26 protein-coding genes are annotated in these 26952 nt (G+C 70.5%); 12 read left to right on the top strand and 14 right to left on the bottom strand.

Going from position 1 to position 26952, the window contains the following annotated elements; genetic code table 11:
• Positions 1–86 precede the first annotated feature (86 nt).
• The gene (locus Q0937_RS00585; protein ID WP_299298470.1) at positions 87–1064 is read left to right on the top strand and encodes an aldo/keto reductase; all 978 of its coding nucleotides are present in this window, start codon (positions 87–89) and stop codon (positions 1062–1064) included.
• A 373-nt stretch (positions 1065–1437) separates the two neighbouring features.
• Here Q0937_RS00585 and Q0937_RS00580 read toward each other — a convergent pair whose 3' ends face one another.
• From Q0937_RS00580 to arfB, 6 genes are all read right to left on the bottom strand, one after another.
• A complete protein-coding gene (locus tag Q0937_RS00580; protein WP_299298467.1) occupies positions 1438–3849 on the bottom strand; it encodes a glycoside hydrolase family 65 protein in 2412 nt (803 codons plus the stop codon).
• A 219-nt stretch (positions 3850–4068) separates the two neighbouring features.
• A complete protein-coding gene (locus tag Q0937_RS00575) occupies positions 4069–4578 on the bottom strand; it encodes a flavin reductase family protein (protein WP_299298464.1) in 510 nt (169 codons plus the stop codon).
• A complete protein-coding gene (locus Q0937_RS00570) occupies positions 4571–5335 on the bottom strand; it encodes a dihydrofolate reductase family protein (RefSeq protein WP_299298461.1) in 765 nt (254 codons plus the stop codon). Before Q0937_RS00570 ends, Q0937_RS00575 begins: the two co-directional genes overlap by 8 nt.
• Positions 5336–5400: 65 nt before the next feature.
• Positions 5401–6261, bottom strand: coding sequence for a DUF3152 domain-containing protein (locus Q0937_RS00565; protein ID WP_299298458.1), 861 nt, complete (start codon positions 6259–6261; stop codon positions 5401–5403).
• A 148-nt stretch (positions 6262–6409) separates the two neighbouring features.
• Positions 6410–7009: a 1-acyl-sn-glycerol-3-phosphate acyltransferase gene (locus Q0937_RS00560; protein WP_299298455.1), complete on the bottom strand. Its 600-nt coding sequence runs from the start codon at positions 7007–7009 to the stop codon at positions 6410–6412.
• A 71-nt stretch (positions 7010–7080) separates the two neighbouring features.
• Positions 7081–7521, bottom strand: coding sequence for an alternative ribosome rescue aminoacyl-tRNA hydrolase ArfB (gene arfB / locus Q0937_RS00555; RefSeq protein WP_299298452.1), 441 nt, complete (start codon positions 7519–7521; stop codon positions 7081–7083).
• Positions 7522–7719: 198 nt separating this feature from the next.
• Here arfB and Q0937_RS00550 point away from each other — a divergent pair, with 198 nt between their 5' ends.
• The 3 genes from Q0937_RS00550 to Q0937_RS00540 all read left to right on the top strand — a co-directional run bounded on the left by Q0937_RS00550 (position 7720) and on the right by Q0937_RS00540 (position 9557).
• Positions 7720–8466, top strand: a complete 747-nt coding sequence (locus Q0937_RS00550) for a hypothetical protein (protein ID WP_299298450.1) — start codon at positions 7720–7722, stop codon at positions 8464–8466.
• A gap of 111 nt (positions 8467–8577) precedes the next feature.
• Positions 8578–9210, top strand: coding sequence for a GrpB family protein (locus Q0937_RS00545; protein WP_299298447.1), 633 nt, complete (start codon positions 8578–8580; stop codon positions 9208–9210).
• Positions 9211–9242: 32 nt separating this feature from the next.
• Positions 9243–9557: a 4a-hydroxytetrahydrobiopterin dehydratase gene (locus Q0937_RS00540; RefSeq protein WP_299298444.1), complete on the top strand. Its 315-nt coding sequence runs from the start codon at positions 9243–9245 to the stop codon at positions 9555–9557.
• A 128-nt stretch (positions 9558–9685) separates the two neighbouring features.
• Here the strand turns inward: Q0937_RS00540 and Q0937_RS00535 are convergent, their stop codons facing one another.
• Together Q0937_RS00535 and Q0937_RS00530 are read right to left on the bottom strand one after the other, a co-directional pair.
• Complete coding sequence (locus tag Q0937_RS00535) at positions 9686–11251, bottom strand: alkaline phosphatase (protein ID WP_299298441.1); 1566 nt, start codon at positions 11249–11251, stop codon at positions 9686–9688.
• 143 nt (positions 11252–11394) lie between these two features.
• On the bottom strand, positions 11395–11604 hold the full coding sequence (locus Q0937_RS00530) for a dodecin (RefSeq protein WP_299298439.1): 210 nt from the start codon (positions 11602–11604) through the stop codon (positions 11395–11397).
• A gap of 247 nt (positions 11605–11851) precedes the next feature.
• On the opposite strand from Q0937_RS00530, the gene Q0937_RS00525 reads away from it, so the two are divergent.
• The 4 genes from Q0937_RS00525 (at position 11852) to Q0937_RS00510 (ending at position 15619) form a co-directional block, all read left to right on the top strand.
• Complete coding sequence (locus Q0937_RS00525) at positions 11852–14143, top strand: sodium-translocating pyrophosphatase (protein WP_299298437.1); 2292 nt, start codon at positions 11852–11854, stop codon at positions 14141–14143.
• A gap of 128 nt (positions 14144–14271) precedes the next feature.
• Positions 14272–14508: a DUF1905 domain-containing protein gene (locus Q0937_RS00520; RefSeq protein WP_299298434.1), complete on the top strand. Its 237-nt coding sequence runs from the start codon at positions 14272–14274 to the stop codon at positions 14506–14508.
• A 214-nt stretch (positions 14509–14722) separates the two neighbouring features.
• Positions 14723–15019 (top strand): hypothetical protein, encoded by a 297-nt coding sequence (locus Q0937_RS00515; protein ID WP_299298431.1) that lies wholly within the window; start codon positions 14723–14725, stop codon positions 15017–15019.
• A 321-nt stretch (positions 15020–15340) separates the two neighbouring features.
• The gene (locus Q0937_RS00510; protein ID WP_299298428.1) at positions 15341–15619 is read left to right on the top strand and encodes a DUF3072 domain-containing protein; all 279 of its coding nucleotides are present in this window, start codon (positions 15341–15343) and stop codon (positions 15617–15619) included.
• Positions 15620–15655: 36 nt separating this feature from the next.
• On the opposite strand, the gene Q0937_RS00505 is transcribed toward Q0937_RS00510, so the two are convergent.
• From Q0937_RS00505 to Q0937_RS00485, 5 genes are all read right to left on the bottom strand, one after another.
• Entirely contained in the window at positions 15656–17350 is a 1695-nt protein-coding gene (locus Q0937_RS00505; protein WP_299298425.1) for an alpha-amylase family protein, read from the bottom strand.
• Positions 17351–17412: 62 nt separating this feature from the next.
• Complete coding sequence (locus tag Q0937_RS00500) at positions 17413–18369, bottom strand: TIGR03885 family FMN-dependent LLM class oxidoreductase (protein ID WP_299298422.1); 957 nt, start codon at positions 18367–18369, stop codon at positions 17413–17415.
• Between the two features lie 68 nt (positions 18370–18437).
• Positions 18438–18914, bottom strand: coding sequence for a VOC family protein (locus Q0937_RS00495; RefSeq protein ID WP_299298419.1), 477 nt, complete (start codon positions 18912–18914; stop codon positions 18438–18440).
• Positions 18915–19059: 145 nt separating this feature from the next.
• Positions 19060–20100 carry an LLM class flavin-dependent oxidoreductase gene (locus Q0937_RS00490; protein ID WP_299298416.1) on the bottom strand — a complete coding sequence of 347 codons (1041 nt, stop codon included), beginning with the start codon at positions 20098–20100 and terminating at the stop codon, positions 19060–19062.
• A 135-nt stretch (positions 20101–20235) separates the two neighbouring features.
• Positions 20236–20580: a TraR/DksA C4-type zinc finger protein gene (locus Q0937_RS00485; protein ID WP_299298414.1), complete on the bottom strand. Its 345-nt coding sequence runs from the start codon at positions 20578–20580 to the stop codon at positions 20236–20238.
• Between the two features lie 114 nt (positions 20581–20694).
• Here Q0937_RS00485 and Q0937_RS00480 point away from each other — a divergent pair, with 114 nt between their 5' ends.
• On the top strand, positions 20695–20826 hold the full coding sequence (locus Q0937_RS00480; protein WP_299298411.1) for a hypothetical protein: 132 nt from the start codon (positions 20695–20697) through the stop codon (positions 20824–20826).
• Positions 20827–20961: 135 nt separating this feature from the next.
• Here Q0937_RS00480 and Q0937_RS00475 read toward each other — a convergent pair whose 3' ends face one another.
• Positions 20962–21201: a hypothetical protein gene (locus tag Q0937_RS00475; RefSeq protein ID WP_299298408.1), complete on the bottom strand. Its 240-nt coding sequence runs from the start codon at positions 21199–21201 to the stop codon at positions 20962–20964.
• Between the two features lie 123 nt (positions 21202–21324).
• On the opposite strand from Q0937_RS00475, the gene Q0937_RS00470 reads away from it, so the two are divergent.
• The 3 genes from Q0937_RS00470 (at position 21325) to betC (ending at position 26951) form a co-directional block, all read left to right on the top strand.
• A complete protein-coding gene (locus Q0937_RS00470) occupies positions 21325–22986 on the top strand; it encodes an ABC-F family ATP-binding cassette domain-containing protein (RefSeq protein ID WP_299298406.1) in 1662 nt (553 codons plus the stop codon).
• Between the two features lie 270 nt (positions 22987–23256).
• The gene (locus Q0937_RS00465; protein ID WP_299299614.1) at positions 23257–25248 is read left to right on the top strand and encodes a BCCT family transporter; all 1992 of its coding nucleotides are present in this window, start codon (positions 23257–23259) and stop codon (positions 25246–25248) included.
• 101 nt (positions 25249–25349) lie between these two features.
• Complete coding sequence (gene betC / locus Q0937_RS00460) at positions 25350–26951, top strand: choline-sulfatase (RefSeq protein WP_299298403.1); 1602 nt, start codon at positions 25350–25352, stop codon at positions 26949–26951.
• The last annotated feature ends 1 nt before the right edge of the window (position 26952 follow it).

The following is a 26952-nucleotide window of genomic DNA, read 5'->3' as shown; positions in this document are numbered from 1 at the left end:
GGCGAGCGCCCCGCGGCGGCGACGAGTGCGCACCGCCGCGGCTCGTCCGCCCGCTGAGCGTCGTGACCGGGCGATAGCCTGGGGCGATGCGCTACGACTCCCTCGGCTCCAGCGGTCTCCTCGTCTCTGCACTCGGCATCGGATGCAACGCCTTCGGGCGCCGCATCGACCAGGACGCGGCCACCGCCGTCGTCCATGCCGCGCTCGACGAGGGTGTGACCTTCTTCGACACCGCGGACGCCTACGGCGTCGGCGAGTCCGAGACCATGCTCGGCCGGGCGCTCGGCTCCCGGCGTGAGGAGGTCGTGATCGCGACCAAGTTCGGCATGGACATGGGGGAGACCTACCCCGGGGCGCGTGCCAATCGGGCCAGCCGCGGCTACATCCTCCGCGCGGTCGAGGGCTCCCTGCGCCGCCTGGGCACCGACCACATCGACCTCTTCCAGCTCCACACCCCGGACCGCATCACGCCCATGGAGGAGACGCTCGAGGCACTCGGCGACCTGGTCCGCTCCGGCAAGGTCCGCTACATCGGCTGCTCGAACCTCGCCGCGTGGGAGGTCGCCGACGCCGCGCACCTCGCCGCCGCGGCGGGGACGCCCGCTTTCATCACCGCGCAGAACGAGTACTCGCTGTACAACCGCAGCGCCGAGGCGGAGCTGGTGCCCGCCCTCGAGCATTTCGGCATGAGCCTGCTTCCCTACTTCCCGCTCGCCTTCGGGCTGCTCACCGGCAAGTACTCGCAGGCGGGAGGCGCCCCCGAGGGGACGCGGCTCGCGACCGAGACGGCGCGCCTCGAGAGCGCCCGCTGGGACGTGGTCGAGGGACTCCGCCAGCTCTCCGAGAGGTCCGGGCGGAGCATGCTCGAGATCGCGCTCGGCGGCCTGCACGCCCAGTCCGCCGTGGACACCGTCATCGCCGGCGCCACCCGCCCCGAGCAGGTCGCGGCCAACGCCAGCGCCGTGGAATGGGAGCCGACGGCGGAGGAGCGGGACGCGATCGATGCCGTCGTGGCCCCGGGCTCGGGCCCCGGCCACTCGACCTTCGCTGCGTCCCGCCGCTGACCGGTGAGCGTGTGGGGCGAGCACGGACAGCAGTCCGGCGAGACGCGGCCTCCGCGCGCTCGACACCCCGCCCGTCCTCCCTGGAGTTCGCGTAGCACGTGCTGGATCGGATCGCCGGCCAGGCCGTGTGCCTGCCCGTGCTGACAGCGGTCGCGATCGTTCTGGCCCGACGAAGGCGCTCATGGCGACCGATCGTGATCGCCCTGCTGGCCGAGGTGGGATTCCTCGGCGGAGTGGGAACGCTGAAGGTGCTACTCGGGCGCGGGGCATCCTCCACCGGCGACACGCGATTCTTCGAGGCGTGTCTGCTCGAGATGGGGACCTTGGGGATCAGCTTCCCCCCCCTCGGGGCACGCCGCGGAGGCGGTGCGGCTCAGCTCCGGGGCGCGCGCCCCGGCGGTTGCGTCGGCTCCGGCAGGAGCGGAGCAGCGGTGCGCAGCGGCACCCGCGCGGGATGGTCCGACGAGAGGGTGACCCGGGTCCCGTCGACGAGGACCCCCAGCGGGCCGTCCCCGCGCAGAAGGCTCAGCTCCGTGCCCGCGGCTGTGGTCTCGACCCGCAGGAGGTGACCGTGCCAGGTGACGTGGAAGCGGAAGCGGGTCAGCCCCGACGGCAGCAGCGGCGCCAGCTCGAGCTCGCCGTGCTCATCGCGGAGCCCGCCCAGGCCCGCCGTCAGCGCGAGCCAGGTCCCTCCGACAGCGGCCAGGTGCAGCCCGTCCTTCGCATCACCGGACAGATCCCGCAGATCGACGAGCGCGCTCTCGCGGAGATAGCGGAGGGCCAGATCCGGATGCTGCGCGCGTGCGCAGACCACCGCCTGGGCGCTCGCCGACAGGGAGGAGTCCCGCACCGTCCGCGCCTCGTAGTAGTCGAGATCGCGGGCGATCTGCTCCGCGGTGAAGTCATCGCCGCACCACCACAGCGCCTGGACGAGGTCCGCCTGCTTGACCACCTGACGGCGATAGATCGTCGCGTAATGCTGATGCTCCTGGACGGGGGAGGAGTCGTGGTCCTCGAAGGGCCATTCCTGGTAGGTGGTGAATCCCGTGTTCGCCGGATGGACCTGCAGGTGCTCGTCCCAGGGGAGGTGCACGGCCTCCGCCGCTCCGCGCCAGCGCGCGATCTCCTCGCCGCCGACGCCGAGCGCGGCGGCCTCCGCGCTCAGCAGCGCGCAGGCCTCGGCGGCGTGCAGGAGGTTGCGCCGCGCCATCAGGTTGGTGAAGACGTTGTCGTCGACGACACCGGTGTATTCGTCCGGACCGGTCATCCCGAACAGGTGCCATTCCCCCTCGGCGTCCTCACTGCCCATCGAGATCCACAGCCGCGCCGTCTCCACCAGCACCTCGAGCCCGCCGAGCGTCCCGGGCCCCTGTCCCGTCACATTGCCGTGGAGCCAGAAGGCGCGGGAGACCGCTGCGTTGACGTGCATCGCCGCGGTGCTGGCCGGCCAGTACGCGGAGACCTCACGACCGTCGATGGTGCGCCATGCGAAGGTCGCTCCCTGCAGCCCCAGCACGGTAGCCCGTTCCCGGGCGGCGTCCAGGGTCGAGGCGCGCCACCGCAGCAGCCGTGCCGCAGCGTCGGGGACCAGGAGCGACAGTGCGGGGACGACGAACCCCTCGATGTCCCAGAAGGTGTGCCCGCTGTATCCGAGGCCCGTCAGCCCCTTCCCGCCGAGCGGGGCGCCGTCGAGGCACGCGGTGGCGGTGAACAGGGTGAACACGTTGAAGCGCAGCGCCTGCTGCAGCTCGTCGTCCCCGTCGACCTCGACATCCGCGGTGGCCCAGAGCTCGTCGAGCACGTCCTGCTGCGCCGCGGCCAGCGCCTCCCAGCCACGGTCGATGCTCGAGTCGACGACGGCTCGAGCCGACTCCTGCAGGGAACCGGGGTCCGCATCGCGAGCCCAAACGTAGCCGGAGTGCCTGTCGATCTCGAGCGAATTCCCCGCCTCGAGATCCGCCGAGATGACGGTGACGACGTGGTCATCGGAGACGGCTTCGGTGGCCACCGACCCGCTCCCGGCCACCCTGTGCTGGGTCGCCGTCGCGACCTCGATCCCGGAGCGATGGGTGCGCGCGGCGAGCACCCCGCCTGTGTCGTCGCAGGCCATGTGGAGGATCTCGAAGGGATCGTCGAGAGCTTCCCCGACCCGCGGGTCGTTGTTCTCCACCTCGGGCGGTCTCTCGCCGAGTGCCAGCTCCGAGCGCACCACGACGTGGGCGGGGCCGTCGAGGGCTCGCAGCCGCCAGCGGACCGTGCACAGGGAACGCTCGACGAGGGAGACCATGCGCTGGCTGCGCAGCTCCAGCCGGGTGCCGGCGGGGGTCCTCCAGACCAAGCGGCGCGAGAGGATCCCCGTGCGCAGGGACAGGGAGCGTTCATGGATCTCGGGCTCGAGGGTGCGCACGTCCAGCGGGATCCCATCGACCGTCAGGCGCAGGGCGGTCGCGTCGGCGACCGCGACCATCGCCTGTCCCTGCTCGGGATGGCCGTAGCCGCCCTCGGGATAGGACAGCGGGTGCTGTTCGTGGACGCCGGCCAGGAAGGTGCCGCGCACCGCGTGGGGGGCGACCTCGTCCAGAGTGCCGCGGACGCCGAGGTGGCCGTTGGACAGGCTGAAGACCGTCTCGCTCACGGGCAGGGCATCGACATCGACCGTCGGCTCCCTAAGGGTCCAGGGGTCGATCTCGAACGTCGGCATCACCATGAGCGGAGACCTCTCTTCGCGGGCGGGGCCGACGGCGGTGTGGTCGGCATCCCGCTGACCGTAGTCCGGGGCCGGCATCCTCGCAGAGCCACCGTTCGACTGGTCGGTGCGGGGCGAGACCGGTGAGGGGTCAGTGCAGCTGCGGGGAGCACGTGCTCGCCGAAGGCCTCCAGGAACGGCCGCTGCTCCTGGCCGACGTGATGCAGAGGGACCTCGTCGAAGCCGAGAGCGGCCAGCGCATGGATCCGGGCGGTGAGCTCGCCCAGATCCGCAGAGTTCTTGGGGGGCGGAAGGGTCTCAGGGCTGGATCGCCCGTTCCTCGGCGGCGTGGCCCGCTCGCAGATGCACGACGTCGGACAGCCGCAGCGGCTCGAAACGGCCCGGCGAGGAGGCCGAGAGCACTGTCGTGGTGATGCACACGTGGTCACCGCCGTCGTCGAGCAGCGTGAGCCGCTCGACGAGCATCCGGTGCGGGCAGGCCTCGAGGAGGGGGACCCCGCTCTCGTCGACGCTGATCTCGAAGCCGGAGAACTTGTCCTCGTCCTGCCCGGAGAGGGTCCCGAAGCGCTTCGCGAGATCGAGATCCTCGGCAGTGGGGAAGTGGATCGCGAAATGGGTGGCCCGCAGCCCGACCCGGTAGGTGTGGTTCGCCTTGGACAGCCACAGGCAGTAGTGCGCGGCGGAGATGCTCGACTGCGCATGGAAGCCCACCAGGCAGCCGGCCCGTTCCCCCTCGGCCGCAGTGGTGACCACGATCATCGCGGGATCAGCCGCGGCCGTCAGCGACCCGAACGCCTCCTCATCCACGGGACCCGCCCTCCTGCGCGAGCGACTCGTAGCGCAGGAACAGCGTGTCGTCCTCGACCATCGTGCCCTTCAGCGCGAAGTCGCGGAGCCCTGCGCCGGGTGGGGTGACGCTGACCGGCAGCGGGTCCCCGCCCATCAGCGGGGAGAGGGACAGGCACAGCTCGTCCAGACGATCGGCGGCGACCAGCTCGCCGAGCCATCGAGGGCCGCCCTCGCACAGCACCACCCGGTCTCCGCGCTCGGCCAGGGCACGCAGCGCGGTCGCCGGGTCGACCCGGTCCTCACCGGCGATGATCACCGTCGCCACCTCTCGCACTGCGGCCAGGCGTGACGGATCGGCGGCGGTGCAGGTGATGACGAGGGTCCGAGCACCTGCTGGCGCGCCCGCGAAGACGCTCGAGGTGAGGTCGAGATCCAGGCTGCGGCTGACCACCGCGACCGGTGGGGTGGGGGAGCGGCCGTCGAGCCGGCGCTGCTCGCGCGCCTGCTGGGACAGCCGGATCGGTGCGTAGCCCTCGCGCCGCACGGTCTCTGCACCGATCATCACCACATCCGCGATCTGCCGCATGCGGCGGAACAACGACTGATCGGGGGCAGTGGACAGGGCGCCGACGCGACCGCCGATCGCGGCGGTGCCATCCAGGCCCGCGACCATGTGCCCGGTCACCCAGCATTCATGACGCGGCCGGGAACGGTCCACATCGAGATAGGGCTGAAGGGGGTCAGGAACCTGTGCACCGTGCTCGAGGAGCTCCATCGGAGCACCCTACGCCACCACCGGGGGCGGGTCGCGGTGACGGTGCAGCGAAGAGCTGCGTGCCCTCAACCCGTCGCACTGGTCGCGGGCCAGGCGTTCGGCAGGCACCCCTCCAGGTCCATGGACTGCTGCAGCATCACGGGTGCCGGCAGCTCGGCGCCGCCGCACCGGGCGTGACCATGGCCGAGGAAATGGCCCACCTCGTGGTTGATCATGTAGGCGCGGTACTCCGCGAGGTCGTCATAGGTCGGAGTGGCATGGAGCCAGCGATCCGAGTTCAGCGCGACGTCCGGGCCGATGCGGCAGCTCCAGGTCCCTCCGGTCTTCGCCGGCAGGCACAGCTCGTCCACGGTGGGCGGGGACCCCAGCGAGATCGTGAACTCGGCCTCCTCAGAGGTCGCCACCTGGTGGAAGGACACGCTCTCGAGCTCCTGCCAGCCACGAGGATCGGCCAGGATCCGGGCGATCTCCGTGGCGGCCTCCTCGGCGCTGACGCCGATGCCGTCCTCGACCCGCACGGCATAGGTGCGCACCGCCATCCCTTCGGCCACCGCAGCTGAGGGGGAGGGCGAGGCGAGGGCCCAGGTGCCCTCGCCCACGGTGCCGGAGCGCACCATCTCCGCATCGTCGGCGGGGCCGTCTCCCTCAGCCTCGGGCGTGGGGATCTCCGCCGTCGCTCCGCCAGCATCCGACGGGCCCTCGGCGCCGCTGTCCGATGGGCTCGCCGCACCGCTGTCGTCGGCTGCGACCGCGGTGGCGGAGCTCGACCCGGCACTTCGCACCTCCTCGTCCCCGCCGAGGGCGCGGACCACGCCGACCAGCGCCAGGACCAGCAGCACGCCCAGCAGCAGCACCAGGCCGGAGCGGACGAGCCGGCCGCGCCGGGTGAGCCGGAGCTGGGAGCGAGGAGCAGGAGGCGGCGTCACACGCTCACGCTAGAGGACAGGACCGAAGGCATGACGGAGAAACGCGGGGGCTTCGGGAAGCGGTCTCCATCGGCGGTGGCCTGGGATGATGACAGAAGACGGCACGGAGCGTTCGAGGTCGTTCCAGGTCGTGCGAGGTCAGACGGGGTCAGGCGGGGTCGGGGATCGTGAGGTCCCCGTTCGTGCCCTCTTCCCGCAGTCGCGGCTCGACCCGCATCGAGGGGTGGTAGCCGGCCTTGTCCGCGTAGAACTCACGGATCCGGTCCATGTCGGAGCCCACCTCACCGGTCAGCTCGATGGTCGGGCCCAGTCCGGTGGACATCGTGGTCCTGTCCACGTAGCCGAGCACCACCGGCAGTCCGGTGGTGCGGGCGATGCGGTAGAAGCCGGACTTCCAGTGGGTGTGCGCGCCGCGGGTTCCGTCGGGCGTGACCACCAGGCCGAACACCTCACCGGCGTGCACCCGGGCCACCACCTCGTCGACCACTCTGCTCGGGTCCGAGCGATCCACCGGGATCCCGCCCAGCGCGCGCATGATCGGTGCCCGCCAGGAGGTGAACAGGGTGTGCTTCCCCAGCCAGCGCATCGGCAGCCGCAGCCGCCAGGAGATCGCCAGCATGATCGCGAAGTCCCAGTTGGAGGTGTGCGGGGCGCCGAGGATCACGGCGGGCCGGCGCGGTGCCGGTTCGGTGACGAGCTTCCAGGGGCTGAGGGCCCAGAAGGCGCGGGCGAGGAGGCGACGGAGCATGGGCTCAACCTAGACGAGGTGGGGCAGCTGAGGGAGCAGAACGCGCAGGTCGCCACGGGACTTTCAGGAGATCACTCGCCCCCGGGGCGGCGCCTGGTGCGCTTGAGGTCCGCCCGTTGGCGCTTCGCTTCGAGCCGCCGACGCTTCGATCCCTTGGTGGGCCGGGTCGCCCGGCGCACCACCGGTGGGGCGACGGCCTCCCGCAGCAGTGCGGCGAGGCGCTCCCGCGCCGCCCGCCGGTTCTGTCGCTGCGAGCGCTGCTCCGACGCGGTCACGGTGAGGACCGTGCCGGCGAGCTTCGCGGAGAGCCGGGACAGGATCCGTGCGCGCTGCACCTCGTCGAGCGCAGTGGTGGTGGCGAGGTCCAGGCTCAGCTGGACCCGGGAATCGGTGGTGTTCACACCCTGCCCGCCGGGACCGGAGGCATGGGAGAACTGCTCATCCAGCTCCGCGGCCGGCACCCGCAGGCCGCGCGGAGCCCCTGGGCCCGGAGTGACCAGCAGATCGTCCATACCCCCAGTGTGGCCGACGCATCCGGCACGATGCACACGACGGTCAGTGGGGTTGCGCATTTCGCCGGCACGGACTCTCGTGGCCGGCCGGCCGGCCACGAGAGTCCGCGCCGACCCGGCCCGAGCTGTGCACGCGGAGCAGCCTGCCGATCTCGCCTCGCCGTGGACGCGGCGGCAGGCTGCAGGCAGGATGGACGCATGACGGAGTCAGCGGGGGCAGTGCACGGTCCAGGATCGGGCGCCGACGGGGCGGTGCGCGTGCGGCGACGGATGGTCGCCTGGGATCCCGGCGTCGACACCCTCATCGCCCTGGCCACCCTCGTGGGGTTCTGGGGCTCCTACTGGGCCGGGACCACGATCCATCCCGCCTTCCTCTATGCCGGCATCCTGCTGCTGGGCACCCTGGTGCCGGCCCTGACCGTGCTGCACCGTCGCCGCGAAGGGCTCGAAGGCCTGGGCATCACCCGACGCCACCTGGTCCTGTCCCTGGTCCTCTCCGCGGTGCTCGGCGCAGGCTCCGCTTATCAGCTGTTCGTGCTGGCCGCCGAGCAGGGGGTCCCGGTGCTGCCGCATCTGCTGGGGAACCTGGTGGTGCTGTGGGAGCCGCTGTTCGTCTTCGGCTGGCTCTTCCTGCGGTGGGAGCGGGCCTTCGGCTGGCTGCCGGCGATACTCCTGGTCGGTGCGGGCTTCGCGCTCCAGCACGTGGGCAGCGTGCCGCTGCCCGCGGCGCTGGCCTTCGGCGCCTTCGCGCTCGCTTTCGCCCTCGTGTACGCGCTGGTGCGGAACCTGCTGGTCCTGTGGCCGCTGTTCTATCCGGTCGCCAGCGGCATCGGCACTCTGCAGTCGGGTTTCGCGATGGGCTGGGGCGAGGTGATGATCGGGGCGATGCTGCTGCTGGTCCAGCTCGCGATCATCGCGCTGGTGTGGAGGGCGCGGCGCCTATAGTCGCCCGGGCGCCTCATCGCTCCAGCATCGTGTCGCTCCGGCATCGTCGGGTCGGCAGCGGTGCCGAGGAGGCGTCACGACCGACGCAGGTGAGACAGAGGAAGCGAGCAGGTGGACCCCATTCCCGTTCCCTTCCTGCGCAGCGAGCACGCGGCACCGATGAGCCCTGCGCTCGCCGTCGCGCTGCGCGACGCCGATCTCGGCGTGCACCGAGGCGTGGTGGAGCTCGCCGCGCCCTCGCCGCACTGGGCCCGAGCTTTCACCGGGCTGGTCGACGCGCTGACCCCCACCCGCCCGGCCGACGCCCTCGCCCTCGAGCACATCGGCTCCACCTCGGTACCTGGCCTGCCCGCCAAGGCGATCCTCGATGTGGCGATCGGGCAGCGGCCGGGCTCTGACCCGCAGCCGCTGCATTCGTGGCTGATGCGCGCCGGTCACCTCTACCGCGGCGAGGCAGGTCCGGACCGGCCTGATCGGATCTATGCCCTCGAGCTCGAGCCCGGGGTGCGGCTGGTGAACGTCCACGTGCTCGACCACGGCGGTGAGCAGTGGCGCCGCTATCTCGCCTTCCGCGACCACCTCCGCACCCATCCGGTGGAGCGCGACGCCTACGGCGAGCTCAAGCTGCGCCTGGCCGTGGAGCATCCCGAGGACCGGCTCGCCTATGTCCGGGCCAAGGGCTCGTTCATCACCACCCGCGATACCGGTGTCTCGGGCGGGGATATCGGAGTGCACGAGGGGTAGCCGCGGGACCACCACCGGGGCACGATGGAGTCATGGCTGATTCGAAGAAAGTTCTGACCTCCACCGAGATCGCCGACGCCGCACTCGCGGACTGGCAGCAGGACGGCGACACCCTCACCACTCGCTTCGCCACCGGCGACTTCGCGACCGGGCTCGAGTTCGTGAACCGCGTCGGCGCTGCCGCGGAAATGGCGGACCATCACCCGGACCTCACGCTCACCTATCCCGAGGTCACGGTGACGCTGACGAGCCATGACGTCGGCGGCATCACCAGCCGCGACCTCGAGCTCGCCCGCGTCATCAGCGAGCACGCCGTGCAGCTCGACATCACCGCCTCACGAGGCTGAGCTGCTGCTGCTGCGGTGCTGCGGTGCGCTGTGCTGCGCTGCGCTGTGCTGCGCGGTGCCGTGGGGCGCTGTGCGATGCGGGTGCTGCGCGGTGAGGTCTCAGCGCGCGGTGGCCAGGGGATCGTGGCTCACAGGCGCTGCGCCCCGGCGACCCCGGCCTCGATCACGAAGGACGCCTCCGTCTCGCGCGGCGCACCCTTCGTGGAGACGTGTTCGAGGGTGTGGAAGTCCGCCCGGAACTGCTCAGGGGAGACCTCGCACGTGACATAGCCGCGCCGGTCCTGTCGGTAGTGCATGTAGGGCATGTCGCTCTGCCACCGCTCGAGCTGGCCGGCGGAGATGCTCGCCCCGTCGCCGTTGGAGGTGACCGAGGTGACCACCACCTCGCTGCCGAGGACCGGGCTCGCGTCATCCTCGAAGTCCCGCCGCAGGTCATTGAGGTAATGGCAGTGGACATCCCCGGTGAGCACCACGAAGTTCTCGATCTCGCGCTCGGCGACCAGGCCGAGGATCCGATCGCGAGAAGCCTGATAGCCGTCCCAGCCGTCGTTGTAGGCGCCGGGCCCGCCCACCTTGTAGTCCATGTTCGCGAAGAAGATCTGCTGCGGGACCACATTCCACACCGCGCGTGATTCCACGAGATTCTGCTCGAGCCAGCGATGCTGCTCCTCGCCGAGCATGTCGGTGGCCCACTGCTCCGGGCCCACCATGTCCTTCTTCCCCCCGTAGGGCTGCGGGTCGCGATACTGGCGGGTGTCCAGCACGCTGAACCGCGCGAGATCCCCGTAGTCGAATCCGCGGTACAGCGGCAGCGAGGTGTCCACCGGCTTTCGGAAGCGACGCAGGGGCATGTGCTCCCAGTACGCCTGGTAGGCGGCGGTGCGGCGGGCGGTGAAGTCCGTGAGGGACGCGTTGCCCTGACCCGGTTCGTCATTCTCCGGTTTTAGGCCCGCGTAGTTGTTGTCCACCTCGTGGTCGTCCCAGGTGACGATCCAGGGCGCTGCGGCATGGGCCGCCTGCAGATCCCGGTCGGTCTTCTGCTGGGCGTGACGGCGGCGGTACTCGCCGAGGGTGTTCATCTCATCGCCCTCGTGCCGGCGTACCCCGCCCTGCTTCCCCGCCGCGTATTCGTAGAGATAGTCGCCCAGGCAGAACACCACGTCGAGATCCTCCTGCGCCAGGTGCTCGTACGCGGTGAACCATCCCTCCTCGAAGCTCGCGCAGGAGGTGACGCCGAAGGAGATCGGGTTCAGGGATCCGGCCGCCGGTGCGGTGCGCGTGCGGCCGACGGGGGAGACCTCCCCGCCCACCCGGAACCGGTACCAGTACGGCGCCCCGGAAGCGAGCCCTCCCACGTCGACGTGGACGCTGTGCGCCTCCTCGGGCAGCGCCTGGACGGTCCCGCTCTGCAGAACGGCCTGGAAGGCATCGTCCGCCGCGATCTCCCATTCGACGTCCACCGCGCGCTGCGGCATCCCGCCGTCCTCGAGCAGCGGTTCGGGGGCGAGGCGGGTCCACAGCACGACCGAGTCCGGCAAGGGGTCACCGGAGGCGACTCCGAGGGTGAACGGCTCGGCGATCCGGCCGGCGGTGAGCGCGAGGATCGAGGCGGGGACGGCGATGCCCGCACCGAGGGCGGCACCGCCGATGAGCAGGGTGCGACGGTTCGGGCGAAGGAGAGCGGGACGAGGCACAGGTGCTCCAGATCGGGGACTGGCCTCGTGATCGAGGGCCCAGACCACCGTAGGAGCGCTCCCACCTGCAGGTCACAGGAGGGGGCATGGCCATGCGGTGAACATTCTCGAAACGGCGCGAGCCGGGTTCCGCGGCGTCGCGGTCATTTCTCGTGGCGGAAGCCGATCTTGATCGTCACCTGCCAGTCGGCGACATAGCCGTCCTCGAGATGGCCGCGGATCGACTGGACCTCGAACCAGTCCAGGTTCCGCAGGGTCCGCGAGGCTTCGGCGATCGCGTTCTTCACCGCATCGTCGCTGCTCTCGGGTGAGGTGCCGACGATCTCGGTGACGTTGTAGACGTGGCCTGCCATGGTGACCTCCTGATGGATGCCCGCGGGACCAGACCCCGCTGGATCGGTGCGGTCACGCTACGCCGCCGAGGGTGCGAGGGCCAGGGGTCGGGCCCACCGGACTCACGGCCGGCCCCCGCTGGATGCGCCGAACGGGTACTGCTGGGGACGGATCGCGGCTACAGTGCGCGCACCAGGTCCGTCGTGCTCATCGTGGAGCGCGACGGGAGGAAGGACCCCAGACCCACGACGACGTGCGGAGGACCTCATGACACCGGATTCCCTCACCCTCTCCCCAGCGAGTCTGACCACGGTCGGGGTGATCGTGGTGATCGCCCTGATCGCCATCGCGATGGCCCTCCGGTTCCGCACCGAGGTGCTGCGGGCGAAGACCGGGACCGCGGCCATGAACGAGGTCGCGGGCGCGGTCCAGGAAGGGGCTGCCGCGTACCTGCGTCGCCAGCTGCGCACCCTCGCCGCCTTCGCCGTGCTCACCTTCCTGCTGCTCCTGCTGCTGCCCACCCATGGGGCCACCGGCGCCGAGGGGATGTTGCTCCGCGTCGCCCGCTCGGTCGCCTTCCTGGTGGGTGCGGGGTTCTCGGGCCTGATCGGCTACCTCGGGATGTGGCTCGCGGTGCGCGCGAACGTACGAGTCGCCGCGGCGGCCCACGAGGTCGGACGCGATCCGGCGATGCTCATCGCTGTGCGCACCGGGGCCTGCGTCGGCATGGCCACGATCGGCTTCGGCCTGCTCGGCGCGGGGATCGTGGTGCTGATCTTCCGCGGGGATGCCGCCCTGGTGCTCGAGGGCTTCGGCTTCGGCGCCGCGATGGTCGCGATGTTCATGCGCGTCGGCGGCGGCATCTTCACCAAGGCCGCCGACGTCGGCGCCGACCTGGTCGGCAAGCTCGAGAAGAACATCCCCGAGGACGATCCCCGCAACGCCGCGACCATCGCGGACAACGTCGGCGACAACGTGGGGGACTGCGCCGGGATGGCGGCGGACCTCTTCGAGTCCTATGCCGTGACCCTGGTCGCCGCGCTGATCCTGGGCCGGGCCGCCTTCGGGGAGGCCGGCATGGTGTTCCCCCTGATCGTCCCCGCGATCGGCGTGCTCACCGCCTTGATCGGCGTCTACCTCACCACGCCGAAGACGGGGCAGAGCGCGCTGACCACCATCCGTCGCTCCTTCCTGGCCTCCGCGGTGATCTCCGCAGTGCTGTGCACGATCGCCGCCTTCCTCTACCTCCCGGGCAGCTTCGCCGAGCTCGGGATCGACGAGAGCACCGCCGCGATCGACGATCCCCGGCTCATCGCCGCCGGCGCCGTGGTGATCGGGATCGCCCTCGGCGTGCTGATCCTCTACCTCACCGGCTACTACACCGGCACTGAGGACCGGCCGGTGCGCCAGGTCGCCGCCACCTCCCGCACCGGCGCCGCGACCGTGGTGCTCTCCGGCTTCTCCCTCGGCCTGGAATCCGCGGTGTTCACCGCGCTGGTCATCGCCGCTGCGGTGTTCGGCGCCTTCCTGCTCGGCGGCTCCGGCATCGCCGGCCTGTTCGCGATCGCGCTCGCCGGCTGCGGCCTTCTCACCACCGTCGGCGTGATCGTCGCGATGGACACCTTCGGCCCGGTGGCCGACAACGCCCAGGGCATCGCCGAGATGTCCGGGGACGTCGATGCCGAGGGCGCCCAGGTGCTCACCGAGCTCGACGCCGTCGGCAACACCACCAAGGCCATCACCAAGGGCATCGCGATCGCCACCGCCGTGCTCGCTGCGACTGCCCTGTTCGGCTCCTACACCGACGCGATCCGGGACGTGCTCGGCGACCGCTACCAGGACTTCCTGGACCAGTCCGTCGTCTTCTCCCCGCAGATCCTCGTGGGCGTGATCATCGGCGGCGCCGTGGTGTTCCTGTTCTCCGGCCTCGCGATCAGCGCCGTCGGCCGCGCCGCCGGTGCTGTGGTGTACGAGGTGCGCCGCCAGTTCCGCGAGATCGTTGGGATCATGGAGGGAACTGCGAAGCCCGAGTACGGGCGGGTGGTGGACATCGTCACCCGCGACTCGCTGCGGGAGCTCGCCACCCCCGGCCTGCTCGCGGTCGCCGCGCCGATCGCCGTCGGCTTCGGCCTCGGCGCGCCGGCGCTCGCCGGCTACCTCGCGGGCGCGATCGCCACCGGCGTGCTGATGGCGATCATGCTCGCCAACTCGGGCGGTGCCTGGGACAACGCGAAGAAGCTGGTCGAGGACGGCCACCACGGGGGCAAGGGCTCCCTCGCCCACGAGGCCACCATCATCGGGGACACCGTCGGCGACCCGTTCAAGGACACCGCCGGCCCCTCGATCAACCCGCTGCTCAAGGTGATGAACCTGGTCGCGGTGCTGATCGCCCCGGCCGTGGTGGGGATGAGCGCGCTCAGCGGAGACGCGAACCCGCTGCGCTACCTGATCGCCGCCGCGGCCGTCGCCGCGATCGCCGTGGCAGTGACGATCTCGATCCGTCGCGGAGTGGTGCTGGATGCCGAGGTGGACGACGACGCCAGGTCGGACCTCTCCTGAGCCGAATCCCGGCGGTGGTCGCTCCGCTCGAGGACACCCCCGGGGCCGCCGAGACCGCCGAGGATCGACGCCTCGACGTCCGAGAGGGCGAGCCGGGCTCAGGCCCGTCCCCGGGACGGTGAGTCCGCGTGGACCTGCGAGGAGATCTCCACTTCGAGTTCGAGGGCGTGGTCATCGGATGGAGGGGCCCTGCCCCGTTCCCGTTCGTCCCCGTGACTGGTGACATCGCTGAGGAACTGACCGACCAGCTGCCTGTGCTCAGCTACGGATGGGGATGCATCCCGGTGGTCGCCCGGATCGGCGGCACCACGTTCACCACGTCCCAGTTCCCGCGCAGTGGCGGCTACCTGCGACGGCGACGGTGACGGTGACGGTGACGGTGACGGCGACGGTGCAGCGTGCCGAGCGGGTCGGGCTGGGCGACACGGTGGCGGCGCAGATCGGGATCGAGCGCCGACTCTGACCGCTCGACCGAGCAGGTCGACGGTGCGGCGCCTCGCTGACCAGGGAAGCGACACTCTGCGGCTCCCTCGCGACTCGCCCTCGAAGGGACAGCGCCGCAGTGCTTAGCATGAGCCCATGAATCACTTGCCTGCCAGCAGCTCCGCCGATGCAGCCGCAGCCGACTCCCGTCGCGTCCAGCAGGAGCGGCAGCGCTTCTTCATCGCGTTCGCCGTGATGGAGGGGATCGTGCTCGCGCTCGCGGCCGTCCTGATCTATGTCCTCGAGCTGATCGACCCCGCGCTGGGGCACTGGGTGCTGATCGCGATCGCACTCCTCGGGGGCGGCATCCTCAGCACTTATCTGGTCATTTCCATGCGCCCGAGTCGGCAGGGGCCGGCACCTGTGTCCGGTGCTGGGGATCGCAGCGTGTAGACGAGGGGACGGTTCCGAGGTCCGTCAGGAGTCCGCCCTTGTCGCTGGTCGGCAGGCACGCGACATCCACCGACGGCTCGCGGAGCAGCCACGGATCGACGTCGAGCCTGGGAGCTGCCACGGGCGGACGCCTCCGTTCCGGGCGGGGATGCGGCGCGGTCGAGATGGCATCGAAGAAGTGCAGTGCGCACCCGGACCGGGGACCCGACCGTCCGGAAGGGGACCGGGTTCATCCCTCGCTCCGTCACTCCTGCGCACTACGATGGCGCGCATCCCCGAGTGACGCCCGGACGTCCTCGATGCAGCTCGAAGGAGGCCCCGATGACCGATCCGATCCGCGAGAACCAGCCCGGCATGCCGAGCGAGAACGGCGAGCCCGGCTCGCCCGAGGAGACCATCGGTGCGACGGGGGAGGCCCGGGACGACCCCTCCCTCGAGAAGGACCCGGAGGACTGGATCAGCGGCGACGACCCGATGACCGAGGCCCAGAAGTCGTATCTCGACACCCTCGCCACGCAGGCGGGCGAGCAGCTCCCCGCGAGCCTCACCAAGGCCGAGGCCTCCGAGCACATCGACCGGCTGCGCGGCGATCAGGGCTGAGGCACCCGGCCCCGGCACCCCAGTCTTCGGTCCTCGTCACCGCAGCCGTCGGTCCCCCGGGAGCAGCAGTCGCAGCCAGTGGTGGCCGTACCCGCCGACGTCCAGGGTGAGCCGCCCCTCCCGACCGACGGTGTGCCGCTCGCCGCTGAAGAGGTCGAGCACCTCGGTGCCGTCCTCGACCTCGGCAAGGTGGACGGTCAGCGTGGTGGCCGCGGGTGCGAGGTTGTGCACCAGCACGGAGGAGGAGGTGCCGCCGCCGAAGGGGTTCCAGGTGCAGCGATGCACGAGCACCGCGGGGGCGTCCGACGCGAGGACCTCGTAGTCGCCCATCCCGACCTCGGGGCATTCCCGGTAGCGGCGGGCGAGCTGCCCGATGAAGGACAGCAGCGAGTCCGGGTCGGAGCGCTGATCCTCGGCGTTGACGTGCTCTGCCCCGTAGGGTCCCCCGGTCACAGGGGCGACGAGAGCGGACGGCTTCGCGACGGAGAAGCCGCCGTTCTTGCCCGCCGTCCACTGCATCGGGGAGCGCACCGAGAGTCGACCGGGGATGTCGAGGTTCTCGCCCATGCCGATCTCCTCGCCGTAGAACAGCACCGGCGTGCCGGGCAGGGCGAACAGCAGCGAGTAGACCATCGTGAGCCGCCGAGGATCGCCGTCGAGCATCGGAGGCAGCCGTCGCCGCAGCCCGCGACCGTACAGCTGCATCTCCTCCTCGGGCCCGAAGGCGTCGAAGACCTCCTGGCGCTCGTCCTCGCTGAGCTTGTCGAGCGTGAGCTCGTCGTGGTTGCGCACGAAGGTCGCGAACTGCCGGGTGGGCTTCAGCGACGGCCGACGGTTCAGTGTGCGCGCCATCTCGGTGGCGTCCTGCCGAGCCAGCGACAGGTACATCCGCTGCATCAGCTCGAAGTCGAACATCATGGTCAGCTCATCGGCGTCGTCGCCCCCGAAGAACGCCATCTGCTCCTCGTAGGGCAGGTTCACCTCGCCGAGCAGGATCGCATCGCCGCGTCGGCGGCCGATGAAAGCGGAGAGGCTGCGCAGGTACTCGTGGGGGTCGGAGTAGTCGGCGGAGGCGTCCGGCACGATGCCGCGGCTCTCGATGAAGTACGGCACCGCGTCCACCCGGAAGCCGTCCAGGCCCAGCTGCAGCCAGAACCCGATGATCTTGGCGACCTCCTGCTGCACCGCCGGATTGGTGATGTTGAGGTCCGGCTGCTCGGAGTAGAAGTTGTGCAGGAAGTACTGGCCGGCCTTCTCGTCGTAGGTCCACAGCGAGTCCTCGGCGTCGGGGAAGACCACCTGGTCGGAGGTGTCCTCGGGCGGCTCGTCCCGCCACACGTAGTAGTCGCGGTACGGGCTGTCGCGGGACGAGCGAGCCGCTGTGAACCACGGATGCTGGTGGGAGGTGTGGTTGACGACCAGGTCCATGATCACGCGCATCCCGCGGTCCTTCGCCGTGCGGAGCAGCTCCACCAGGTCGCCGTGGTCGCCCAGACGGGGATCCACGCCGTAGTAGTCGATGATGTCGTAGCCGTCGTCACGGCCCTTGGTGGGGTTCAGCGGCATCAGCCACAGACAGGTCACCCCGAGTTCGGCCAGGTAGTCCAGACGCTGCGAGAGGCCGTCGATGTCGCCGACGCCGTCGTCGTTGCCGTCGAAGAACTTCTCGATGTCCAGGCAGTACACGACGGCGGACTTCCACCATTGGTCCGAGGTCTCGGTCTTCAGCACGGGGTCTCCTCACGGGGACGGGAACGGGGTCGGGGTGCGGGGCCCTCACTGCGGGCGGTCGGTCACCGCAGCTGGGGCAGGACCTTCTCGCCGAAGGCCTCCAGGAACGGTCGCTGCTGCTGGCCGACGTGGTGCAGGTACACCTCGTCGAAGCCGAGGGACGCCAAGTCGTGGATCTGCTCGGTGAGCTCGCCGAGGTCGGAGGAGACCAGCACCGCGTCGCGCAGCTGCTCGGAGCCGACTCCGTGCTCGCTGACCGCGTCGTAGGTCGCCACGCGAAGGTCGGTGGAGGCGGGGGAGGGGAAGATGTTGGAGCGCCACTGGTCGTGCGCCACAGCGAACGCCTCCTGTTCGGTCGGGGCCCAGGCCAGGTGGACCTGGAGGATGCGGTGCGGCGCGCCACCGGCATCCGCCCAGCGGTCGAGCATCTCGCGCAGCAGGGACGGATCCTGGTTGATGGTCGCGAGCCCGTCGGCCCAGCGCGCCCCGCGCATCGCGGTGGCCACACTGATCGCCGGCGCGATCAGCGGCGGCCGCGGCTCGGCGAGCTCCCAGACGGTCGCCTCCTCGACTGTGACCAGGCCGTCGTGGGAGACCGTCTCGCCGGCGAGCAGACGACGGATCACCTCGACACTCTCCTCGAGGCGCTGCTGTCGGACGTCCTTGCGGGGCCAACCCTGTCCGGTCACGTGCTCATTGGCGAACTGGCCGGTGCCCAGCGCGGTCCAGAAGCGTCCCGGGAACATCTGCCCGAGGGTGGCGATCGCCTGGGCGACGATCGCGGGGTGGTAGCGCTGCCCGGGGGCGGTGACGGTGCCGAAGGTCAGCTCGGTGGTGGCGAGCGCCGCGCCCAGCCAGGGCCAAGCCATCCCGGCATGCCCCTGCCTCTGCGACCACGGCTCGAGATGGTCCGAGCACATGGCCGCCTGGAATCCGACCTGCTCGGCCAGCTGGACGTCCGCGAGCAGCTGGCGCGGGGAGATCTGCTCGTGGGAGGCATGGAAGCCGTAGACAGTCATGTCGTCGTTCCTAGCAGAGCGCGGCACCGTTCGGAAGTGGTCCGACCGAGAGGCCGGGGAGCCGGGACTCAGCCCGCCGCGGCCTCCAGACGCGCGATGTCGAGCTTGACCTGGGTCATCAGCTCGGCGGTCACCGCCTCGGCGTGGGGCCCGGTGAGCAGGGCGGTCAGCTGCTGCGGCACGATCTGCCAGGACAGCCCGAACCGGTCGACGCACCAGCCGCATTGCGACTCGCGCCCGCCGCCGCCGACGAGCGCCTCCCACAGCCGATCGATCTCCGCCTGCGAGTCGACGGTGACCACGATCGAGACCGCCTCGGAGAGGGGGAACTGCGGCCCGCCGTTGAGCAGCATGTACGGGACACCCAGGAGCTCGATCTCCACGGTCAGCGCCTGACCGGTCATATCGGGACCGTCCGGTGGTCCGCCGCCCGCCTCGTAGACGCTGCGGCCCAGGAGCTTCGAGCCGGGCAGCACGGAGACGTAGAACTCGGCGGCCTCGTCGATGCCGCCATCGAACCAGAGACAGGTGCTCACTGTGGTCATGGCGGCATCATCCTCCCTGACCTCGTGGCTACGGAACGGTCAGCACGAAAGATCTGGGAAGGTCGCCTCCTGGTTGACGGTGACGGTGACGGTGACGGTGATGGCGATGTGTGGCACCAGTCCTGAGCGGGATGAGCAGGAGCGGTCACTCTGACCGCGGTGACCAGCCCAGCAGCGGACCGAGCCGCGTCGCGATATCGGTGAGGATCTGCACGTAGTCCTCGTGCTCGAAGCTGAAAGGGAGGGCGAAGGCGACCTCGTCCACCTCGCGGAATCCGGCGTGAGCCCAGAGCTGCTCGGCGATCTCCTGGCTGGTGCCCAGGAGATCCGGGGCGAACATCATGCCGCGGGGTCCCTGCGGGCTGCGGGTGCGAGGCAGCCGCTCCTGGACATAGTCCCGGTACTTCTCCCGCTGCTCCGGGCTCGCCGAGTCCGTGGGGATGACGACCAGGCCCTGGGAGACGCGGGCAGCGGCATTCGGGGCATGTGCCGTGGCGGCCTCCCTGAACGCCCGGATCTGAGCGGCCTGGACGGCGGCGAAGTCCGGATCCTGCCCCTGGTCGGGGAAGATGACGCTGCTGCTGAGCAGGTTCAGCCCATGCTTCCCGGCCCAGGCCGCTGAGCTCATGCTGCCGGCCCCGTACCAGAGCCGGTCTCGCAGCCCGGGGGAGTACGGCTCGACCCGGGAGGAGTACTCCTCGACCACGCCCTGCTTGCCGGAGAGGTCCCGCACCGGCTCACCGGCGAGGAAGCCGGCGAGCTGCTCCACCCGGGCCTTGCTGAAGTCCTCGAGCTCTGCGGTGTGCGGGTAGAGAGCATGCTTGAGGGTCTCGTACTGCATCGGAGTGCCCACGCTGACCCCTGGATTGATCCGGCCCCCGGAGAGCACGTCCACCGTGGCGAGATCCTCGGCCAGCCGCAGCGGGTTCTCCCAGCCCAGCGGGGTCACCGCGGTGCCCAGCTCGATCCGTCGGGTGCGCTGACTGGCCGCGGCCATCACGGCCACGGGGGAGGAGATCCCGAACTGCAGGTGTCGGTGACGCAGCCAGGCGCTGTCGAACCCGAGCTCTTCGCCGAGCTCGATGATCCGCAGGGTCGACTCGTGCCCGGCCGCGGGGTCGTCCGGGTCGAACAGCCCGATGGTGAGGAATCCGAGGCGCTGCAGGGGCTGGGCATGATCCGTCATCGGGCACCTTCTCGAAGGAGGGGGACTGGTGGGCTGAGGCGCCGTCATCGTATCGAGCGCGGGATGCGGGGAGCCCTGCCGCGCTGCTCGTCCCGCCCGCGGGCTCTCGCCCGCGGGTCCGGGCCGGGCGTCGGGTCACGGTGTGCAGTCGATGCAGGTCGTCGCCTCCGGTCGAGCCGCGAGCCGGGCCGACGCGATGGGGCGGCCGCAGACTCTGCACCGGCCGTCCTCCCCGCGCGCCAGCCGCGCCTCCGCCTCGTGGATCGCGGCGAGCGCCTCGAGCTTCATCTGCTTCAGCCCTTCGAGCCGGGACCACTGGGCGGACAGCGGGACGCCGTCGGGATCGTGCTCGTCGTCGTCGCTGAGCCCTTCACGGGTCCGTCGCAGCGCGGTGAGTTCCAGCTCGACGTTCGCGAGCTGCTCGTGCACCTCTCGTCGGCGAGCGTCGATGCTCTCAGCGCGGGATCGTGGTGATGCCATCCGAACCTCCTCCTCACCAGGTGTCCCCTCGATCGGGACGCTGAGAGGCGGGGCAGGCCGTTCAGCACGCGATGGTCGCGATACGGTCGAGGCAACCACATCAAGGAGGTTCCGATGCTGAATTGGCTGTTTCGAGCACGACGGGTGCAGGGCGATGTGCGCGCCGCCCGGCGAGGACCGGAGGCGGTGGGAAAGCGCGTGGGCCGACGGACCGCACACCGCCTGCTCTCCCGACTGCTGCGGTAGCGACCGTGCCCAGACCGGCAGTGCCTGCGCCGGCTCGGGCAGGGCCCGCCCCGCCACCGCCTGCACCCTGGTGAGCCTGGGCTCGTGAGCACTGCCCATGTCGGGATCGACAGGGCGATCCGATGCCGGCCCTGATCAGCGCCGACGGTCGGTCCGTCGGCGCCGCGGGCAGAGGTCCCGGGACATCCTCCGGGCGAGGCGGGCGTCGTAGCCCGTCAGGCCCGGCCGGCGCACGTAGCCCAGGCAGCGCAGCCCGGGCAGGATCTCGCGGCCGTGGCCGTCCAGCGGGAATCCGAGCTCGTCGAGCACGTGGAGATGCCCGAGGAGCGCCCGGAGCCCGGTCGTGTAGCCGGTGGCCAGGATGATCGCGTCCACCTCGCGGACTCCCGCCCTTTTCTCACCCGCTGTGGGCGACGTCACGGGAGCGAGGCCGTGGTCGGTCTGGCCATGCTGTCGAGACGGCCCAGGAGCTCGCCGTTGCAGTGGGAAGATGTCCCGATGAGCGCAACCCTCGTCGCCCACGGCCTGGCCGGTGGGTACGGCCATCGCACGCTGTTCGAAGGCCTCGACCTCACCGTCGCGCCCGGCGACGTGATCGGCGTGGTGGGCGCCAACGGTGCCGGCAAATCCACCCTGCTGCGCCTGCTCGCCACGGCCGATCAGCCGCACGCCGGCACCGTCTCCCTCTCCCCGTCGGACGCCTTCGTGGGCTGGCTGCCGCAGGAGTATGAGCGCGTCGTCGGGGAGACCATCGCCGGATACATCGCACGCCGCACCGGCTGCGCGCAGGCGAGCGCCGACATGGATGCGACGGCCAGCGCGCTCGGGGAGGAGGCGCCGCGGGGCGGCCCCGACCCGGCCGACGCCTACTCCACCGCCCTGGACCACTGGCTCGCCAGCGGCGCCGCGGATCTCGAGGAGCGGATCCCTCCGCTGCTGGCCGAGCTGGGCCTCCCGGTCGATGCGCACGCGGCCCGGCAGACTCTGATGACCTCCCTCTCCGGCGGGCAGGCTGCGCGGGTGGGCCTCGCCGCACTGCTGCTGTCCCGCTTCGACCTGGTGCTGCTGGACGAGCCCACCAACGATCTGGACCTCGACGGCCTCGAGCGCCTGGAGCGCTTCGTGCAGGGGCTGCGTGGGGGAGCGGTGCTGGTCAGCCATGATCGTGAGTTCCTCGCCCGTTGTGTGACCAGCGTGCTCGAGCTCGACCTCGCTCAGAACAGCCACCGCTTGTTCGGCGGCGGTTACGAGGCCTACCTCGAGGAGCGGGCCACCGTGCGCCGGCACGCCCGCGAGCAGTACGAGGAGTTCGCGCAGAAGAAGTCCGATCTCGTCTCCCGGGCCCGCACGCAGCGCGAATGGTCCAGCCAGGGCGTGCGCAATGCGATGAAGAAGGCACCGGACAATGACAAGATCCGCCGCCGCGCGCAGTCCGAGTCCAGCGAGAAGCAGGCCCAGAAGGTGCGGCAGATGGAGAGCCGCATCGCCCGGCTCGACGAGGTCGAGGAGCCGCGCAAGGAGTGGCAGCTCCAGTTCACGATCGGCGCCGCGCCCCGCTCGGGCAGCGTGGTCGCCACGCTCACCGGCGCAGTGGTCAGGCAGGGAGATTTCACCCTGGGCCCGATCTCGGTGCAGGTGAACGCCGGGGAGCGGATCGGCATCACAGGACCCAATGGCGCGGGGAAGTCGACGCTGCTGAGCGCCCTGCTGGGCCGACGCACCGTGGACGACGGCTCAGCGTCGCTCGGCGCGAGCGTGCAGATCGGCGAGATCGACCAGGCCCGCTCGCTGTTCACCGGCTCCGCGGCCCTTGCCGAGGTCGTCGAGGGCCAGCTGCCCGCGCTGTCCCCGGCAGAGGTGCGCACCCTGCTGGCGAAGTTCGGCCTCAAGGCCGATCATGTGGGCCGCACCGCCGCCGAGCTGTCCCCGGGCGAGCGCACCCGCGCCGCGCTCGCCCTGCTGCAGGCCCGAGGCGTGAACCTGCTGGTGCTCGATGAGCCCACCAACCACCTCGACCTCCCCGCCATCGAGCAGCTCGAGCAGGCGCTGGAGTCCTACGAGGGCACGCTGCTGCTGGTCACCCATGACCGGCGCATGCTCGAGACGGTGCGCATCGACCGGCGCTGGGATGTCGACGCCGGACGGTTCCGCGAGCTCTGAGCGGTCCCGCCCATCGGCAGTGGGGCGCCGGACGAGGCCAACTTTTCACGGGAGCAGCCAGGACCGGCCCTTGGCCACCCGAGGTGCTCCGACCACCTCGGCCTCGGCCCGGAATCGGACACCTGGCTACAGTGGACTCTCAGGTGTGTTCGGCGTGCGATGCGTGACGGCCGGGAATCGACCCGTCGGCAGTGAGAGATCGGCCGGGATCCGCGGTCTGCCCTGCCGGAGCTCCGCCCTTTTCCCCAGCCCGAACGGAGTCCCGACGTGATGAACGACAACGATCCCACCTCCCGGAGAGAAGCGGCCGCGCGGAACAGATCGAGCGGGCGCCCACCCGGGAACCCACTGGCGAGCATCGACTACTCCCGGCCGCAGTATCCCCATGACATCCACCCGGCCCTGGTGCCGGGGATCGGCATCGATGAGCAGCGCCGCCGCTACCGCATCGACAAGTTCGTGTTCGGTGTCGCCGGGATCCTCGCCGTCGCCTTCGTGATCTGGGGGATCCTCAACCCGGCGAGCGTCGGAGAGGTGGCGAACGTCGCCTACGCCTGGGTCATGACCCACCTCGGCTGGCTCTTCAACGCCGTCGCCACGGTGGTGCTGGTGACCCTGCTGATCCTGGCCTTCTCCCGATACGGGAAGATCCCGCTGGGCAAGGACGGCGAGACCCCGGAGTTCTCCACCTTCTCCTGGGTGGCGATGCTGTTCGCCGCCGGCCTCGGCATCGGTGTGATGTTCTGGGGCCCCTCGGAACCGCTGACGTACTTCCTCACCCCGCCTCCGCTGACGAACGAACCCGAATCGGTCGAGGCCCTGCACACGGCCCTCGCCCAGACCTACTACCACTGGGGCTTCCACGCCTGGGCGATGTACGCCCTGGTGGGTGGCGCGGTGGCGTACGCGGCCTATCGGCGAGGTCGTACCCTGCTGATGTCCTCGATCTTCGAGCGCCTGTTCGGCAAGAAGCACTCCGAGGGCTGGGCCGGGCAGCTGGTGGACGTCTTCGCGATCATCGCGACGCTGTTCGGCACCGCCGCCGCGCTCGGCATCGCCGTGCTGCAGATCGGTGAGGGCTTCGTGATCGTCTCGGGCGCCTCGGAGCTGACCAACACCATGATGATCGTGATCATCGCGGTGCTCTCGGTCGGCTTCGTGATCTCGGCGGTCTCCGGCGTCTCCCGCGGCATCCGCTACCTCTCGAACACCAACATCGTGCTCACGATCGGCTTCGCCGGTGCGCTGTTCATCCTGGGCCCGACCCTGTTCCTGCTGAACCTGCTGCCCTCGGCCGTGATGGAGTACCTCGGTTCGATGCTCGAGTTCATGGGGCGCTCGGCCTCCTGGGGCCAGGACACCCTCGACTTCCAGTCCGCCTGGACCGTGTACTACTGGGCCTGGTGGATCTCATGGTCGCCCTTCGTGGGCATCTTCATCGCGCGCATCTCCCGCGGCCGCACCATCCGCCAGTTCGTGCTCGGCGTCATCCTCATCCCGTCCTCCCTGCTCTTCCTCGCGTACGGGATCATGGGCGGCACCGCGATCTCGATGTACCGCGACGGCTCGCTGGGCCAGATGGACTCGGTGAATCCGGCCCAGGTGCTGTTCTCGATGGTGGAGAACCTGCCCTTCGCCGAGTTCCTGCCGATCCTGATCATGGTCATCCTGGCGATCTTCTTCATCACCGCCGCCGACTCCGCCTCCGTGGTGATGGGCATCCTCACCACCAAGGGCAGCCAGAGCCCGCCCAAGCTGGTCGTGGTCTTCTGGGGCGTGGTGATGGGAGGCATCGCGGTGGTGATGCTGCTGCTGGGCGGTGAGACCGCGCTGCAGGGCCTGCAGTCGCTGGTGATCATCACCGCCGTGCCCTTCGCCGTGGTGATGCTGCTGATCATCGTGGCCTGGCTCCGGGAGCTGCGCAGCGACCCCCTCACCCTGCGCCAGCAGTACGCCGAGGCGGCGATCGACAACGCCGTCGTGGACGGCGTGGACCGGTTCGACGACGACTTCAGCCTGCAGGTGGTCCGCACCGAACCGGGCGAGGGCGCCGGCGCCGTGGTCGACTCCACCGACGGGGAGTTCACCGAGTGGTACCAGCGCACCGACGAGGACGGCGAGCCGGTCGGCTACGACTTCGAGACCGGGGAGTGGGCCGACGGCTGGAACCCGGAGACCGGGGAGATCGAGATCGTCGACCCGGAGGCTGACGACGGCACGACCTCGAGCTCCGCGGGGACGACCCGCTCCACACCGTCCTGACGCACGCGCGCGGCACGACCCGACCTCCGCGCAGTGCCGCGCACCGACCGCAGCGGCGGACGGATCATCCACCCCCTCCGACGTGAAAGGCGAGGTCGACCATGAGACCGAATATTGTCGTCATCCAGGCCGGCCAGATGGCCGCGCAGGCGCTCGGGGCCTACGGTGACACCGCTGCCAGGACCCCGCACATGGATGCCCTGGCGGCCGACGCCGCAGTGTTCGACCGGGCGTACTGCAGCACCCCGCTGTGCGCGCCCTCGCGCGCGTCCATGATGACCGGGCGGATGCCGTCGGACGTCGGCTGCTATGACAACGGCGATGACTTCACCTCCTCGACTCCCACGTTCGCCCATCACCTGCGCGCCGCCGGCTACCACACGGCGCTGGTGGGGCGCATGCACTTCATCGGACCCGACCAGCACCACGGGTTCGAACAGCGCCTGACCACGGACGTCTACCCGGCGGATATGGACATGGTGCCGGACTGGCGGCGAGACCCCGCCGACCGACTGCCGTGGTATCACGACGCCGACACCGTCTTCACCGCCGGCGTCTCCCAGGCGACCGTCCAGCAGGACTTCGACGACGAGGTGGGCTTTCGCACGCTGCGCCACCTCAACGACCGGGTGCGGGCGAACCAGGCCGCGGGCAGGGACATCCCCTTCCTGATGGTCACCAGCTTCATCCACCCGCATGACCCCTACGAGCCGCCGCGCGAGCACTGGGACCGCTTCGCAGAGGTCGAGATCCCGGCCCCGAAGCACCCTGAGGTCCCTGAGGCGGAGCAGGACCCGCACAGCCATCGCCTGCGCGCGATGAGCGGGTTCGACCTGCGCGATCCGAGCCTCGAGGAGGTGCGACGCGCACGACGCTCGTACTACGCGGCTGTCAGCTACATCGACGACCACGTGGGCCGGATCCGGACCCGGCTGGAGGAGCTGGGCCTGCTGGAGAACACCGTCATCGTGGTCACCAGCGACCACGGCGACATGCTGGGCGAGAAGGGCCTGTGGTACAAGATGTCGCCCTACGAGGAGTCTGCTCGGGTCCCGCTGATCGTCCACGGACCCCAGCACCTGGTTCCCCGCGGGCGATTTTCGAACCCGGTGTCGCTGCTGGACCTGATGCCGACCCTGCTGGAACTCGCGCAGGCCCCCGCTGATCAGGCCCCCGCGTATCCGCCGGTGCAGGACGCCGGCGGGCACGCGGTGGCCGCGCCCTCCTCGCGGCGCGGGCTCTCGCTGCTGGAATCCGCCCGCCGCGAGACGGACGGCCGATCCGGGCCCGAGGACCGCGACATCGTCATCGAGTACCTCGCCGAGGGCACGCTGCGGCCGCAGCTGACCCTGGTGCGCGGCCAGTTCAAGTTCGTGCTCTGCCCGGGTGACCCGGAGCAGCTGTTCGACCTGGTCACCGACCCGCTTGAGCTGCGAAACGTCGCCGCCGAGCCCGCGTATGTCGAGCTGGCCCAGCGCCTGCGCGCAGAGCTGGACGCCCAGTACGACCTTCCGTCCCTGGAGTCGGACATCCTGGCCAGCCAGGCACGCCGCCGCCTGGTGGCTGACGCCCTCCAGCAGGGCACGAACCGGCATTGGGACTTCGCACCGGATCCTGAGCAGCGGTACGTCCGCGGCGACTTCTGGTCATCCCTCGCCTTCGGGCAGATCCGCGGCGCAGAGCCGGTGGAGAACTCCCCGTAAT

The sequence above is a fragment of the uncultured Brachybacterium sp. genome (assembly GCF_947500705.1).
In the GTDB taxonomy this organism is placed as follows: domain Bacteria; phylum Actinomycetota; class Actinomycetes; order Actinomycetales; family Dermabacteraceae; genus Brachybacterium.
Note: the sequence above shows the minus strand (reverse complement) of the source record. Positions and strands in the feature narration are given on the sequence as shown.

Excerpts from the sequence above, each read along its gene's own strand:
- arfB (WP_299298452.1), bottom strand. The coding sequence starts at position 7,521 with ATGGACGATCTGCTGGTCACTCCGGGCCCAGGGGCTCCGCGCGGCCTG.
- Q0937_RS00530 (WP_299298439.1), bottom strand. The coding sequence starts at position 11,604 with ATGGCAGGCCACGTCTACAACGTCACCGAGATCGTCGGCACCTCACCC.
- Q0937_RS00560 (WP_299298455.1), bottom strand. The coding sequence starts at position 7,009 with ATGCTCCGTCGCCTCCTCGCCCGCGCCTTCTGGGCCCTCAGCCCCTGG.
- Q0937_RS00585 (WP_299298470.1), top strand. The coding sequence starts at position 87 with ATGCGCTACGACTCCCTCGGCTCCAGCGGTCTCCTCGTCTCTGCACTC.
- Q0937_RS00580 (WP_299298467.1), bottom strand. The coding sequence starts at position 3,849 with ATGCCGGCCCCGGACTACGGTCAGCGGGATGCCGACCACACCGCCGTC.
- Q0937_RS00515 (WP_299298431.1), top strand. The coding sequence starts at position 14,723 with ATGAATCACTTGCCTGCCAGCAGCTCCGCCGATGCAGCCGCAGCCGAC.
- Q0937_RS00525 (WP_299298437.1), top strand. The coding sequence starts at position 11,852 with ATGACACCGGATTCCCTCACCCTCTCCCCAGCGAGTCTGACCACGGTC.
- Q0937_RS00570 (WP_299298461.1), bottom strand. The coding sequence starts at position 5,335 with ATGGAGCTCCTCGAGCACGGTGCACAGGTTCCTGACCCCCTTCAGCCC.
- Q0937_RS00500 (WP_299298422.1), bottom strand. The coding sequence starts at position 18,369 with ATGACTGTCTACGGCTTCCATGCCTCCCACGAGCAGATCTCCCCGCGC.
- Q0937_RS00495 (WP_299298419.1), bottom strand. The coding sequence starts at position 18,914 with ATGACCACAGTGAGCACCTGTCTCTGGTTCGATGGCGGCATCGACGAG.
- Q0937_RS00540 (WP_299298444.1), top strand. The coding sequence starts at position 9,243 with ATGGCTGATTCGAAGAAAGTTCTGACCTCCACCGAGATCGCCGACGCC.
- Q0937_RS00550 (WP_299298450.1), top strand. The coding sequence starts at position 7,720 with ATGACGGAGTCAGCGGGGGCAGTGCACGGTCCAGGATCGGGCGCCGAC.
- betC (WP_299298403.1), top strand. The coding sequence starts at position 25,350 with ATGAGACCGAATATTGTCGTCATCCAGGCCGGCCAGATGGCCGCGCAG.
- Q0937_RS00470 (WP_299298406.1), top strand. The coding sequence starts at position 21,325 with ATGAGCGCAACCCTCGTCGCCCACGGCCTGGCCGGTGGGTACGGCCAT.
- Q0937_RS00490 (WP_299298416.1), bottom strand. The coding sequence starts at position 20,100 with ATGACGGATCATGCCCAGCCCCTGCAGCGCCTCGGATTCCTCACCATC.
- Q0937_RS00510 (WP_299298428.1), top strand. The coding sequence starts at position 15,341 with ATGACCGATCCGATCCGCGAGAACCAGCCCGGCATGCCGAGCGAGAAC.
- Q0937_RS00485 (WP_299298414.1), bottom strand. The coding sequence starts at position 20,580 with ATGGCATCACCACGATCCCGCGCTGAGAGCATCGACGCTCGCCGACGA.
- Q0937_RS00480 (WP_299298411.1), top strand. The coding sequence starts at position 20,695 with ATGCTGAATTGGCTGTTTCGAGCACGACGGGTGCAGGGCGATGTGCGC.
- Q0937_RS00465 (WP_299299614.1), top strand. The coding sequence starts at position 23,257 with ATGAACGACAACGATCCCACCTCCCGGAGAGAAGCGGCCGCGCGGAAC.